This is a genomic window from Pseudarthrobacter sp. SL88, from assembly GCF_026672455.1.
In the GTDB taxonomy this organism is placed as follows: domain Bacteria; phylum Actinomycetota; class Actinomycetes; order Actinomycetales; family Micrococcaceae; genus Arthrobacter.
In genome coordinates this window covers 3,859,336-3,872,910 of record NZ_JAPPRD010000001.1, presented here as the reverse complement: position 1 = coordinate 3,872,910, position 13,575 = coordinate 3,859,336, and the positions used below count along the sequence as shown (strand labels likewise).

Sequence of the window (13,575 nt, the reverse complement as noted above, 5' to 3'; positions counted from 1 at the left end):
ACGAGCACGGAACAGTACGCGCCTTCAGAACCCCGGCAATCCTGCCGTCAAGGCAAAATCGCTGGTCAGCACCGCTTTAGGGGAGGTACAGCAGGCGTTTCCCACATCCTCACGATGTGCAGGAATAGCACTTAGAGTCATTACAGCTTTACATAAGACCCGTTATCGGCGTTTCGAGATGGCTGGCGAGAAGCCTGCAAGGGACCTCCGCCCGCATGCCGTCTTTGAGGACGGTGGCCAGACTGCAATCTATGAAGAGTCCTTGGATCCCATTCCCCTGGGATCCACCATTAGACCCAACAGCTGCCCCGAACCGGCGAAAGCAACCCTGAAGCTGTAGCCCACACGCCAGCGTTGGCCGGCAGTCGCCACCGCCCCCAGTAGGGCTGCCTCCTCTAGGTGTAATTCCCACGGAGGTTCTGAACGCGGCTGATAGGGGTTTTGCCTTCGATGCCGGTATGGGTTCTGTGGTGATTGTAATGGTGGAGCCATCCGGTGTAGGTGGCGGCGCGTTCGGCTTCTGAGGCATAAGGCCGGGCATAAGCCCATTCGGTGGCGAGGGTGCGGTTGAAGCGTTCTACCTTGCCGTTGGTCTGAGGTCGGTAGGGGCGGGTCCTGCGGTGCTTGATGTGTAGGCCCAGGGCAGCGGCGAAGGCTCGGGAGCGGTAACAGGGCCCGTTATCGGTGAGTACGGCCTTGACGGTGATGCCGTGCGCGGAGAAGAAGGCAGCTGCCCGGAGCCAGAAGGCTATGGCGGTTTCCTTTTTCTCATCGTCGAGGATCTCTGAGTAGGCCAGCCTTGAGTGGTCATCGACTGCGTGGTGGAGGTAGGCGTAGCCGACTCCCGCGTGGCGGTTGCGCTTGCCCTTTGCTCGTCCAAGAGTGCGGTGTCCGCCGCCATCTGGGATGCGGCCGAGCTTCTTGATATCCACATGGACGAGGTCCCCTGGGTTCTCATGCTCATAGCGACGGGGTGCCGGCTTCCGGACGGGCAGTCCGGTGCCGTGGTCCAAGCACGCCAGCCTGGGCATCTGGTACCTGGCCAGGACTTTGCCCACGGTCGAGCGCGCCAAATGCAGGTGGGCCGCGATCCGGTGTGGTCCCCAGCGGCGGGTGAACCGCAACGCGATGATCCGCCGCTCGATACGCACGGCAGTCCGGTTGGGGCTCCGGCGCGGTCGAGACGACATATCAGCCATACCGTCCTCGCCAAAGACCCGGTACCGGTCCGTCCATTTCTTCGCGGTGGCGGGCGAGCACTGGAACCGTTCTGCGGCCCGGCGCAGCGTCCAACCCTGTTCGATGACCAGCCGGGCGAGTTTTCCTCTGGCCTTGGGCGTCAGGTCCGCGTTGGCATGGGTAACGTAAGACACGAGAGCCTCCTGGTGTCGAGATGAGTGTGGTAACCCAAATCGATACCGGAGGCTCTCGCTCTTTACATCACGCCACGCTGTTCACAACCTCCGTGGGAACTACATCTAGACGTACATTTCTAAATCGAGTACGTTAGGACGCATATATTCTGTTAGCGCTAACAAAGCGAAGGATCCTCAGTGAGCACTCCCGTTGCCGAAACCGCGGCCGAAGTCATCCGTTCCGGGCGTGGACGACTGGGGATCGAGCTCGGCTCAACCCGCATCAAGGCCTGCCTGATTGGCCATGATCCCCGGACGGTGCTTGCCGTGGGAAGTTTCACCTGGGAGAACGCCCTGGAGGATGGCTTGTGGACCTACTCCCTCGAGGAGGTGTGGTCCGGTCTGCAGGCGGCCTACGCGGATCTACTGGACGACGCGGAGCGCAGGCACGGCGTGCGGCCCGAGGCCCTGGCATCGATTGGCATCTCTGCGATGATGCACGGGTATCTCGCCTTCGGCGCCGACGATGAACTGCTCGTGCCTTTCCGGACGTGGCGGAACACGAATACCGGACCAGCGGCGCAGGAGCTCACATCCCTTTTCGAGACAAACATCCCCCTGCGATGGTCCATAGCCCACCTGCACCAGGCTGCTATTGACCAAGAACCGCACGTCTCCCAGATCGACTTCATGACCACCCTCGCCGGGTATGTGCATTGGCGTCTTACCGGCCGGAAGGTCCTCGGAATCGGTGATGCATCGGGCATGTTCCCCATCGATTCGGCCACCAACACGTATGACGCGGAACTGCTGAAACGCTACGACACGCTCGTGGCGCGGACCGCGCCCGGACTGGAGGTTGCGCGGCTGCTACCTGAAGCCCTGGTTGCGGGTACCAACGCCGGGCTGCTGACTGAAGCGGGTGCCGCACTGCTCGACCCAACAGGGGCGCTCCAGGCGGGGGCCGTGTTCTGTCCGCCGGAGGGCGACGCCGGAACGGGCATGGTTGCCACCTGCTCGGTAGCGCCGCGCACGGGCAATGTCAGCGCCGGGACCAGCATCTTCGCGATGGTCGTGCTCGAGCGCCCGCTCGCCGGGCTGCACCACGAACTCGACCTCGTCACCACACCTGCGGGTGCGCCGGTAGCAATGGTCCACTGCAACAATGGCGCCAGTGAACTCGCGGCGTGGGTCCAGCTTTTCACCCGCTTTGCTGCGGCGGCAGGTGTTCCTGTAGACACGGACGCCGCGTTCAGTGCGCTCCTGCATGAGGCCCTGGAAGGGGAAGCGGATGCCGGCGGACTTCTTGCTTACAACCACCTTGCGGGCGAACCCATCGCAGGCCTCAGCGGGGGACGTCCCCTCGTTGTCCGCACCCCTGACAGCGACTTCACACTAGCGAATTTCATGCGTGCGCAGGTCTACGGAGTGTTCGCCACACTTGCTCTCGGGATGCGGGTTCTCGCCAGCGAAAATGTCACCATCGACCGGATGTTCGCCCACGGAGGCGTGTTCCGCACGGCCGGCATCGCCCAACGCTTCCTGGCCGGCGCGCTGAACGCGCCCGTTTCGGTGGCGGAATCCGCTTCCGAAGGCGGGGCGTGGGGGATAGCCGTACTCTCAGCCTTCGTCACCGACCCATCGGACGATCTCGACCACTTCCTCCGCACATCCGTTTTCGGCGACGCCGAATTCGAGACCACGGACCCACGTCCCGACGACGCAGCCGGGTTCAGCGCCTACCTTGACCGTTACAGCGCGGGGTTGGCAGTGCAGCGAGCAGCCATCGACAGCCTCACGCTAAAAGGAACGACCCGATGAACGCCGCCGACTACAAACTGGCAGGGAGACTGTGACCGAGTACAGGATCCGGGCAGGGGAGTACACCGCCGCAGTTACTGCACAGGCGGGCGCCCTGCGGGAGCTCCGCCACGGAGGACGGGACTTGATTGTCCCGTTCCCGGAAGGCGGCCCCATCCCGGATTACCGCGGCGTTATAGCGGCCCCGTGGCCCAACCGGATCGCCGACGGCCGGTACTCGTTTGATGGTACGGACTACGAGGTGCCGGTCAATGAAGCCGACCGCGGCTGTGCCCTGCACGGACTGGTGTTCCCACTCGAGTGGGCGCTGGAGCGGCACGATGAAGCATCGGTAAAACTCTCCTGCTCGCTGGGGCGGACGGCGGGATACCCGCACGAGCTGCGTATCGCCGTCGAATACCGGCTCGGCGAAGACGGGCTCCACATCACGGTCTCAGCGGAGAACCTTGGCAGCACGACGGCACCGTATGGGATTTGTCCGCACCCCTACCTGCTGGCGGGCCCGTCACCGCTCAATGAGTGGACGTTGGAGGTCCCCGCGGGGTCGTTCCTGGACGTTACGCCGGACCGCCTCCTGCCGAAGGAAGTGCTCAGCGTGGATGGCCACGAGTTCGATTTCCGCACCTCCCGTGCCATTGGCACGACGGAGATCGACCACGCGTTCACGGACATAGAATTCGACGACGGCGGACAGGCCCGCGTCCTGGTCCACGACCCAACCGGCACCGGCGTGGGAATGTCCTGGGACCGTTCGTGCCGGTGGCTCCAGGTTCACACTGCGGACAAAAAGCCGCCGTTCCCGAACCGCCTGGGTCTCGCTGTGGAACCCATGACCTGCCCGCCCGATGCCTTCAACAGCGGGGTGGACCTCATCCGGCTGGAGCCGGGAGCTGCCTGTACAGCATCGTGGGGTATTTTCGCGGTCTGATCCTGGCTGCGAACGCCCGCGGACGGTAAGACAGCCACGTCGGTGGCACGCCGCTGCAGCACCAGGAGCGGAGATTCACTCCTGGTGCTGCAGCTAACCGGCTGAGGGTCAGGCCCGCTTCCGGCGCAGCCCGAGCATCACCAGCCCGCCGAAGGCCAGGAGCAGTATTCCGGTCGCCAGCAGGCCGGTGTTCGCGCCTGTGTGTGCCAGTGCCATCGGGGCGGAGGAGCTGCCCATGGCAGCCGGTGCGGCCGCTGGGATTCGGGTCTCAGCAGAAACGGCCGCGGGCTGACCTGCAGTGGCCGGAGGGTTCACCACCGGAGTTGTCACTGCCGGGGGAGTAACCACCGGCGGCGTAACAACCGGCGGAGTAACCACGGGAGGCGTCACTGCCGGCGGCGTGACCACGGGCGGGGTGACAACCGGGGGAGTCACCGCCGGCGGGGTAACCACTGGAGGGGTAACCACCGTGGCAGTGGAGTCACCGATCACGCCAACGGAGGTGGCGCCCAGGGAGATGGGCAGGGTGATCGGCGTGACAATCTGGGTTCCGGAGAGGATTCCGTCAGCTCCGGTAGTGGTGATCGGCGCTGCAGGCGCCGTGGTGGTGCCGGCGGGGCCGGAGCCTTCAACTGCCGCTGCCGAGTCCCCAACCAGGCCCAAGGACGTGGCCCCCAGGCTGATGGGTGCGGTGACCGGGGCAATAACCTGCGTTCCGGAAAGAACACCTTCCGCACCGCTGGTGGTTGCCGGAGCCTGCCCGCCCGCTGGCGCGCTGCCCGTGGCTCCCGGACCCTCGACCGCCGCTGCCGAGTCGCCCAGGATGCCTGCCGAGGTGGCACCGAGGTTGATCGGAGCCGTGACCGGCGCGACGACCTGGGTCCCGGATGCGACGCTGTCATCGCCGCTTGTGCTCACCTCGGAGGGGGCGGACGACGCCGGAGCCGGGCTGGGTGCCGCGGCAGCCGGGTTTTGGATGCCCGCTGCCGAGTCGCCGATGACGCCCGCGGAAGTGGCGCCGATAGTGATCGGAATGGTCACCGGCGCGACGATCTGGGTTCCGGACGCGATGCCGTTGCTGCCGTCCGTCGAAGCAACCGGCGCCACCGCGGGTGCCGGTGCGGGCGCGCCCGCCGTCTGGGTAGTTGCTGCTGAATCGCCCACCAGCCCGAGGGATGTGGCGCCGACGTTCACCGGGACGGTGATTGGCGCAATGACCTGGGTTCCGGAGGCAACGCCGTCGGCACCGCTCGTTGCAGCGCCGGGTGCCTGGGCGGGCGTAGTGCCTGACGTGCCGGTACCGGCGTTTTGTGTGCTGGCGGTCGAATCGCCCAGGAGACCCACGGAGGTGGCACCAAGGTTGATGGGGATGTTGATGGGCGCCACCACCTGGGTGCCGGACAGCAGCCCGTCGGTGCCGGACGTAGTGTCGGAAGCGTTGGCGGCGACGCCGCCAAAGGCCAAGAGGCCACCTGCGAATGCGGTGCCCAGAAGGCATCTGCGGATGTTGCGGTGTGTCATGGGAGTTCTCTCCTGAAAGTTGGTTGGGGCATACTGCTTGGCCCTAAAACGTTGGCTCGTGTCCCGTGTCAAACGACGCGGGGATGGCCGCAACTAATCAGGTGAAGATCCGGGGTCAAAGGACACCGGCGCAGGGGCATGGAGCAGAATGCCCTGAATCCTGGCCGATCCGGGGGCAGGGAGGAAGAAGTGGTGTGCATCAACCCAGGCTGGCTGGACCGGTCCGTTGCCGCTGGACGCGCTCGCCCCGCCGGTGGTGGTCGCCGGAGCTCCTGGCAGCGGTTCAGCCGGTGCTTCAAACGGCGCGGGGCCAGCCGGACTGTCCGGGCTGGCCGCCGACGGCGTGGACAGCTGCACGGGCAGGCCACGGACAAGGCTGTAACGGGGTGCGCCCAGGAAGCCGGACTCTTCAACGGGTGTACCCGCCGTTGCCGGTACCGGCCCGGCCGCGTCCTGGACAGGCTCCGCATCTGGGGACACGTCGTCGACGGCCGGGAGCGCCGGTGGCTGCAGTGACGAAGTAGCGGGGTCCGCAACAACCGGCTGGGCAGCAGCCGGAACGGCTGGGAGCGGCGGAAGCTCTGGAGTTATCACAGGCAGCGGCACGGTCCCGGTGACCGGTGCCAGGACTGGGTCCAGTGGTTCAAGGACAGTGGCTGCGACGTCGGTGACGGTGCCAACAGCTGAATTCGCGGCCCCGTCAATCGTGCGGACAACAGGATTTGTGACTGCCGCAACGGTGCCGGCGGTCACAACCTCTTTCACGACCGGGACGTTCTGGACCACATCATCGGCAAGACCCGCCACCTCGTGGACCACAGGAGTCAGGGACGGTGCAGGTACAAGCGAAGCAACGGAGGAAGAAGGGGATTCGGCCAGCCCGCCGTTGACTGCTGCCTTCACCGGGGCCAGAACATCCTTGGCCTGGCCGGTGGCATGGCTGGTGACTGCATTAAGCGAGGAACCGACAGTGCTTACGAGGGACTTGCCTGCCGGGGAGCTATGGGAAGAGCCGGGATCGGCAGATGCCCCAAGAGCGGAGAAAACGATCCAGGAAGTGGCCGCGGCTGCGGCGAGGAGGACGGGGCGGAGAAACATCCAGATGTGATGCCGTGACTGCACGTAGATCGCCTCCCCCCAGAGATCATTGCCAAGCAATGGTTAAAACCCTAACCACCTAAACCGAAGCCTGTCCAGCAATTGGAGAAACTAAACGATAGGCGACTTTGCAAAGCGGCGGTTGTCGAAGCGGCACGGTGGCCGGAGGAGCAAGCGCCCGGCAGGTCCGGAAACTGGCGAAACTCCGGCCAAATAGCGGTTGGCCGAAGTTCCGGAATCAAGACTGCAGGGGAAACCTTGAGATTGGCTGGGAGCGCGTAGCGCGCCCGCAATCTCTACACTTACGACGGCGGCCTGCAGGGCTATGACGCGCAACGGCGGGGATGGCGAACAGTGAGGTTCGGTTGTGCAACCATCGATCCATGCCCCAACCCACAGAACACCCGGTGGCCGTCCGGGCGACGGCCTTTCTGCGGCCCTCAAGGTGGCTGCACCACCCCAGGCGCCTGGTCCGCTACGACGCTTTCTGGGCGGATGGGCACGTGGATTTCGGCGTGGACCTTTCCACAATGATGTACCGGGGCCATCCGGCAGACTTCGCCACAGTGGATGAGAGCGTGCACGCCCATTGCCCCGAGATTGGAACGGGCCAATGGGTGGACGAGGCAGGCCGCGTGGTTGAGGGGCCAGCAGCCACCAACCCGGATCCGCAGGCGAATCTCAGGGGAACGCCCCGGACGTACGGGGTGTCGAGGTATGAGCCGAATATCAAGGCACGCCATGCATGGCGCCTTGGCGGGGGAGCAGCCGGGCTCGCCCTTGGCGTCCTTCTTCTGACGGGGTCGGCAGGCGACGGGTTCGCCGGGTTTACAGGGATGCTGTGCTCCATCCTTGGCCTGTCATCGCTGGCCGGCCTGATCCCCGGCAAACGCCGGCCCCGGTGAACCCCAGGGAGGTACTGGCAGTACCCTGTACGGCAGTCACTGCCGGCCAGCAAAGAACCGGTGTTGCATGGAAGCCGTAAAGCCATCACCTGCAATGAAAGGACCCACCATGCACACCAGGACACTTGGGCAAGGCTTTGAGGTATCCGCAATCGGCTTTGGCGCGATGGGGATGTCCATGAGCTACGGCCCCAACCCGGGAGACCGCGCCGACATGATCGACGTGATCCGGTACGCCGTGGACCAGGGCGTCACATTCATCGACACCGCCGAGGTCTATGGCCCCTACGTCAACGAGGAACTCGTGGGTGAGGCGATCGCGCCGATCCGCGACAAGGTGCAGGTAGCCACGAAGTTCGGCTGGAACATTGTGGACGGGCGGATGCAGGGCACCGATTCCCGGCCCGAGCAGATCCGGCGGGTCGCCGAAGGATCGCTGCGCCGCCTGGGCGTCGAATCCATCGACCTGTTCTACCAGCACCGCGTGGACCCTGCGGTGCCCATCGAGGAAGTGGCCGGCGCCGTGGGTGAGTTGGTTGCCGAGGGCAAGGTCAAGCATTTCGGGCTTTCCGAGGCAGGAGCCGGAACCATCCGCCGCGCGCACGCGGAGTTCCCCGTGACAGCGGTCCAGTCCGAGTACTCGCTGTGGACCCGCGACCCCGAAGCCGAGGTCCTCCCCACGCTGGCCGAGCTGGGAATCGGATTCGTGCCGTTCAGCCCGCTGGGCAAAGGCTTCCTCACCGGAACCGTGCCGGCCGGCAGCACCTTCGCCCCGGACGAAATCCGCTCCCGCATCCCCCGGTTCCAGGGTGACAACCTCGCCGCGAACCAGGCACTCGTGGACCACGTCCGCGCGCTCGCCGATGCGTGCGGCGCCACCGCCGGCCAGGTAGCCCTGGCGTGGCTGCTGGCGCAGCACCCCTTCATCGCCCCCATCCCAGGCACCCGCCGCCGCGAACGGATCGACGAAAACGCGGCCGCCACCGCCGTTGCGCTTTCCGCCGACGACGTCGCGGACCTCAACGGCCTGGCCCGCAGGCTCGGCGTCGCCGGGGACCGCTACGACGAGAACGGCATGAAAATGGTCAACCTCTGACCCGTCCGGCCGCCTGCGACGTCAGGCGATCAGCGCCAGCACTCCACCCGCGGTAACCACGCCTCCGGCGTCCACCCGCACGTCGCCAAGGGTGCCGGAGCGGTGGGCGGTGACCTGGGTTTCCATCTTCATCGCTTCAAGGACGACGACGGGATCCCCGGCTGCCACTTCGGCACCCGGTTCGACCAGCCACTTCACCACAGTCCCCGCCATGTCCGCGCGCAACTCGCCGGGGGCCGCGGCACCTGCGGCAGTGCCGCCGTCGTGCTCTCCGCTCATGGGGCCGCCCGCCAGGGTGACGCCCGCGGGAACCGGGCCGCCGGAACGCGCCCAGCCGTCCAGCAGCGCTGCGGGCAGCCCGACGGCGAGGCGCCGGCCGTCCACGTCAACGGTGATGGTGCGCCGCTCACCGTCCGGGACGGACGTGCCGAACTCCGGGTCCGCGCCGATGGTTTCGGCGAAGTCCGTTTCGATCCAGCGTGTGTGGATGCCGAGCTTCGTTTCGGACGTGAAGTCGGGCGCCTCCACGACGGCGCGGTGGAACGGCAGGACGGTGGCCACGCCGCTGATCTGCATTTCGCCCAAGGCGCGGCGTGCCCGGCGGAGGGCCTGCTGCCGGTCCGCGCCGGTGACGATCAGTTTGGCCAGCAGCGAATCGAACTGCGGCGCCACAACGGACCCTGCGCGGACTCCGGAATCGAGGCGGATTCCCGGGCCGGTGGGACCGCTGAAGGCCGTAACCGTCCCGGGTGACGGCAGGAAGCCGCGCCCCACGTCCTCAGCGTTCAGTCTGAACTCAAAGGCATGTCCCCGCGGGGTCGGATCGGCGTCCCAGCGGAGCGGTTCGCCGGCGGCAATCCGGAACTGCTCCTGGACCAGGTCGATGCCGGTGGTTTCCTCGGTGATGGGGTGCTCCACCTGCAGGCGGGTGTTCACCTCGAGGAAGGCGACGGTGCCGTCGGCGGCCACCAAGAATTCGACGGTCCCGGCCCCCGCATAGGAGGCTTCGCGGCAGACTGCCTTGGCGGCGTCGTAAATCTGGCGGGTCTGGCCCTCGGTGAGGAACGGGGCGGGGGCCTCTTCCACGAGTTTCTGGTGCCGGCGCTGCAGCGAGCAGTCCCGGGTCCCTACAACCACCACGTTGCCGTGCTGGTCTGCCAGGACCTGCGCCTCCACGTGCCGGGGCCGGTCCAGGTAACGCTCCACGAAGCATTCGCCGCGGCCGAATGCCACCACGGCCTCGCGGACTGCGGAGTCGAACGCTTCCTCCACCTGGCCCATTTCCCGGACCACCTTCAGCCCGCGGCCGCCGCCCCCGAAGGCAGCCTTGATGGCGATGGGCAGGCCGTGTTCCTCGGCGAAGGCACGGGCTTCAGCGGCCGAGTCCACCGGACCGTCGCTGCCGGCCACGAGCGGCGCACCGGCGCGCACGGCGATCTCGCGCGCCGTGATCTTGTTGCCCAGCTGCCGGATGGCCTCCGGGCTGGGCCCGATCCACGTCAGCCCGGCGCCGATGACCGCTTCCGCGAAACCGGCGTTCTCGGACAGGAAGCCGTAGCCGGGGTGCACTGCGTCCGCTCCGGACTCGGCGGCAACGCCCAGCAGTTTGGCGACGTCCAGGTACGTCTCCGACGGCGCGTTGCCGCCCAGGCTGTACGCCTCGGTGGCGGCATCCACGTGCATGGCATCGGCGTCCACGTCCGCGTAAACCGCCACGGATTCGAGCCCGGCGTCCTCGCAGGCCCGGGCGATGCGGACAGCGATTTCTCCTCGGTTGGCGATGAGGACCTTGCGCATCAGTTGCTCACTTCGTCTTGGGAATCTTGGGAACGGTTGCGGGAGGTGTCAGCGGAAGCAGGCAGCCCGGCTGCCCAGCGGAACCGGATGGACCCGCCCACCGGAACCTGCGCGGCGAGATCCAGGTGATAGTCCGCCACCACGCCGATCACCGGGTAGCCGCCCGTGATGGGGTGGTCCGCCAGGAACAGCACGGGCTGGCCTTCCGGCGGGATCTGCAGGGCGCCGGCCATGGTCCCCTCACTGGGCAGTTCGCCGTCCCGGCTGCGGCGGAGCGGTTCGCCGGCAAGGCGCATGCCTACCCGGTTGGACCGCGGGGTTACGGCCCAGTCCTGGCTGCACAACGATTCCAGCGCCGCCGCGTCAAACCAGTCGTCGCGGGGACCGGGCACAATGTCCAGCACCGTGACCCCGGCGTCCGGGTAGTCGGGCTGCAGCTCGGGGTTGCCCACCACGTTGGATGTTGTGGCGGCCCCGGCGCCGAGCAGCTGTCCGGCGGCCAGCGGTGCCGGCCCGATTCCGGACATGGTGTCCGTGGACCGGCTGCCCAGCACGGTTTCCGCTTCCACGCCGCCGCGGATGGCCAGGTAGGTGCGGAAGCCCCGTTCCGGGGCGCCCACGGTCAGGGTTTCGCCGTCCAGCAGGGCGAAGGCGGTGGCCATGGGCACGGTGCGCACCTCGTCGGGCCGGCCGTCGTCGTCAGCGTCGGTTTCGGCAGCGGACGACGGCGTCACTACAGTCAGTGCCGACGGCGCCCCGGTGACGGCCAGCACCTGGTCGCCCACGGCTTGGACGCGCAGGCCGCCGGCGACGCTCTCGATCACGGCGGCGGAGGGGCCGTTGCCCAGCACGCGGTTGGCGCGCCGCACCGAGGCACGGTCCAGCGCACCGGCTGAGGACACCCCGAGTCCGGCATGCCCGGGCCGGCCGAGGTCCTGGACCAGGCTCTGGAGTCCGGGGGAGAGGACGCGGAGGCCGGACTGCACGCCGGCATGCCCGGAAGTTCCGGCCGCCGCAGGAGCGGCGATCTCCACGAGTTCCCGTACGGCGCGGAACTGCACGCGGTCCCCCGGAGCGGCCAGTGCCGGCTGCTCCCTGCTGAGGTCCCACATGGGAGCCGCGGTGCGGCCGATCAATTGCCAGCCGCCCGGCGACTGCCGGGGGTAGACGGCCGAATAGTTGCCGGCCAGCGCCACGGACCCGGCAGGGACCGCCGTGCGGGGTGAACTCCTGCGGGGGACCTCCAAGGCCTGGTTTTCCCCCACCATGTAGCCGAACCCGGGGGCGAAGCCACCGAAGGCCACCGTCCAGACCTGCCCCGTATGGGCGGCCACCACTCCGTCAGCCCCCAGGCCGGTGAGCCTTCCCACCTCGGCGAGGTCCTCGCCGTCGTACACGGTTTCGATGGTCACCAGCGCGCCTTCGGCGTGGGACTGGACCGTCAGGTCCATGGCCAGCAAACGGGCAGCCATCCGGCGCGCCGCCGCTGGCGAGTCCGCCTTCACCATCACGGTTTCGGCAGCGGCCAGGACGTCCACCTGGCCGGGCAGCGGTGCCTCCAGCAGGAGGGCCTGCAGGGCGAGGACGTCGTGGAGGCCGGAGAGCTCGGCGAGCACCGCCGTCGTGCCTACTGGCTTGACGGACAAAACGCGGGCTGCCGTGGCGGGGCTACTGGCTGTTTCCATGGGGGCCGGGCCGCGCCGCTCAGGCGTGGCTCTCCTTTGCGCTGTTGCTGAGCAGGCGGACATCTTCCTCAGGCTGCGGATCGCGGCCCAGGCGCATGCCCACGATGGTGACGATGGCGGTCAGTGCGATGTACCCGGCAATCAGGTACCAGCCGCCGTTGGCTGCACCGTAGAGGGCGGTGAAGATCAGCGGAGCCACGGCGCCGCCGATCACGCCGGCCAGGGTGTAGGCCAGTGAGCTGCCGGCGTAGCGGAGGCGGGCCGGGAATTGCTCGGTGATGAACGCGGCCTGCGGGCCGTACATGAAGGCGTGCAGGGCCAGGCCGATCACCACGCCGATGGTGAGCATCAGCACGGACTTGCCCTGGATCATCAGGAAGAACAGCGGAATGTAGATGGCGGTTGCGGCGGCGGCGATCCCGTAGACCCAGCGGCGGTTGAACCGATCGGTGAGGGCGCCGGCGGCCGGGATGAGGAAGAGCTGGAACGCGGAGCCGATGAGGATGGCTGCCAGCACGTTGCCGGTGGTCATGCCGAGTTGCTTGGTGGCGTAGACGGCCACGAACACGGTGAAGAGGGCGTACAGGACGTCAGGGCACAGGCGGGACAGGGCTGCCGAAACGAGGGCCTTGGGCTCCTTGGTGAAGACTTCCTTGATGGGTGCCTTGGGGCGGTCGCCGTGGGCCTGGATGGCTTTGAAGACCGGGGTTTCCTCGAGCTTGAGGCGGATCAGCAGGCCAAACGCCACCAGGAGCGCGGAGGCCAGGAAGGCGACGCGCCAGCCCCAGGACAGGAATGCTTCGTTGCTGAGCGAGGCGGCCAGGACGGCGAGGACGCCATTGGCCATCAGGTTGCCGGCGGGCGGGCCGATCTGTGCGGCGGAGGACCAGAAACCGCGCTTGTTGGGATCGCCGAACTCGCTGGAGAGCAGCACCGCGCCGCCCCATTCGCCGCCGACACCGATGCCCTGGGCCAGGCGCAGCAGCACGAGGATGATGGGGGCGGCGACGCCGATGACCGAGTAGTCGGGCAGGGCGCCGATGAGGACGGTGGCGGCGCCGATCAGCACCAGGGTGAAGACGAGGACGTACTTGCGGCCCACCTTGTCGCCGAGCCGGCCGAACACCACGCCGCCGATGGGGCGGGCCAGGTAGCCCACCGCGAAGGCCGAGAAGGACAGGAGCAGTCCCACGAATTCGTCATCCGAGGGGAAGAAGATCTTGGGGAAGACGAGGGCCGAGGCCACCGAGTAGATGGCGAAATCGTAGTACTCGAGCGAGGTGCCGGTGAGGCTGGCGACATAGGCCTTCAGTGCGCCGGCCGGGGGCTTCCTTGCCGCCGTCTTTGCTGCCTTGTTGGTGCTGGTCAT

At 67.2% G+C, this 13,575-nt stretch carries 10 protein-coding genes; 4 read left to right on the top strand and 6 right to left on the bottom strand.

The genetic code is table 11. From position 1 onward, the window contains the following. Window positions 1–395: 395 nt before the first annotated feature. Window positions 396–1,373, bottom strand: coding sequence for an IS481 family transposase (locus tag OVA06_RS17615; RefSeq protein ID WP_268160086.1), 978 nt, complete (start codon window positions 1,371–1,373; stop codon window positions 396–398). Between the two features lie 180 nt (window positions 1,374–1,553). On the opposite strand from OVA06_RS17615, the gene OVA06_RS17610 reads away from it, so the two are divergent. Both OVA06_RS17610 and OVA06_RS17605 read left to right on the top strand, forming a co-directional pair. After that, on the top strand, window positions 1,554–3,176 hold the full coding sequence (locus OVA06_RS17610; RefSeq protein ID WP_268160084.1) for a xylulokinase: 1,623 nt from the start codon (window positions 1,554–1,556) through the stop codon (window positions 3,174–3,176). A gap of 31 nt (window positions 3,177–3,207) precedes the next feature. Beyond that, window positions 3,208–4,104, top strand: a complete 897-nt coding sequence (locus OVA06_RS17605) for an aldose 1-epimerase family protein (RefSeq protein ID WP_268160082.1) — start codon at window positions 3,208–3,210, stop codon at window positions 4,102–4,104. A 108-nt stretch (window positions 4,105–4,212) separates the two neighbouring features. Here the strand turns inward: OVA06_RS17605 and OVA06_RS17600 are convergent, their stop codons facing one another. Together OVA06_RS17600 and OVA06_RS17595 are read right to left on the bottom strand one after the other, a co-directional pair. Further along, window positions 4,213–5,625, bottom strand: coding sequence for a chaplin family protein (locus tag OVA06_RS17600; RefSeq protein WP_268160080.1), 1,413 nt, complete (start codon window positions 5,623–5,625; stop codon window positions 4,213–4,215). Between the two features lie 93 nt (window positions 5,626–5,718). Further along, window positions 5,719–6,747: a hypothetical protein gene (locus OVA06_RS17595; protein WP_268160079.1), complete on the bottom strand. Its 1,029-nt coding sequence runs from the start codon at window positions 6,745–6,747 to the stop codon at window positions 5,719–5,721. 359 nt (window positions 6,748–7,106) lie between these two features. Here OVA06_RS17595 and OVA06_RS17590 point away from each other — a divergent pair, with 359 nt between their 5' ends. Together OVA06_RS17590 and OVA06_RS17585 are read left to right on the top strand one after the other, a co-directional pair. Then, window positions 7,107–7,628: a hypothetical protein gene (locus OVA06_RS17590; RefSeq protein WP_268160077.1), complete on the top strand. Its 522-nt coding sequence runs from the start codon at window positions 7,107–7,109 to the stop codon at window positions 7,626–7,628. Between the two features lie 109 nt (window positions 7,629–7,737). Then, window positions 7,738–8,724, top strand: coding sequence for an aldo/keto reductase (locus tag OVA06_RS17585; protein ID WP_268160075.1), 987 nt, complete (start codon window positions 7,738–7,740; stop codon window positions 8,722–8,724). A 21-nt stretch (window positions 8,725–8,745) separates the two neighbouring features. Here the strand turns inward: OVA06_RS17585 and OVA06_RS17580 are convergent, their stop codons facing one another. From OVA06_RS17580 to OVA06_RS17570, 3 genes are read right to left on the bottom strand one after another with little or no spacing between them, the layout of a single operon-like run. After that, window positions 8,746–10,521, bottom strand: a complete 1,776-nt coding sequence (locus OVA06_RS17580; RefSeq protein ID WP_268160073.1) for an acetyl/propionyl/methylcrotonyl-CoA carboxylase subunit alpha — start codon at window positions 10,519–10,521, stop codon at window positions 8,746–8,748. After that, window positions 10,521–12,206, bottom strand: coding sequence for a carboxyltransferase domain-containing protein (locus OVA06_RS17575; protein ID WP_268160071.1), 1,686 nt, complete (start codon window positions 12,204–12,206; stop codon window positions 10,521–10,523). The genes OVA06_RS17580 and OVA06_RS17575 overlap by 1 nt, the downstream gene beginning before the upstream one ends. A gap of 19 nt (window positions 12,207–12,225) precedes the next feature. Continuing rightward, entirely contained in the window at window positions 12,226–13,575 is a 1,350-nt protein-coding gene (locus OVA06_RS17570) for an MFS transporter (RefSeq protein WP_268160069.1), read from the bottom strand.

Excerpts from the sequence above, each read along its gene's own strand:
- OVA06_RS17600 (WP_268160080.1), bottom strand. The coding sequence starts at position 5,625 with ATGACACACCGCAACATCCGCAGATGCCTTCTGGGCACCGCATTCGCA.
- OVA06_RS17590 (WP_268160077.1), top strand. The coding sequence starts at position 7,107 with ATGCCCCAACCCACAGAACACCCGGTGGCCGTCCGGGCGACGGCCTTT.
- OVA06_RS17570 (WP_268160069.1), bottom strand. The coding sequence starts at position 13,575 with ATGACCAGCACCAACAAGGCAGCAAAGACGGCGGCAAGGAAGCCCCCG.
- OVA06_RS17575 (WP_268160071.1), bottom strand. The coding sequence starts at position 12,206 with ATGGAAACAGCCAGTAGCCCCGCCACGGCAGCCCGCGTTTTGTCCGTC.
- OVA06_RS17580 (WP_268160073.1), bottom strand. The coding sequence starts at position 10,521 with ATGCGCAAGGTCCTCATCGCCAACCGAGGAGAAATCGCTGTCCGCATC.
- OVA06_RS17585 (WP_268160075.1), top strand. The coding sequence starts at position 7,738 with ATGCACACCAGGACACTTGGGCAAGGCTTTGAGGTATCCGCAATCGGC.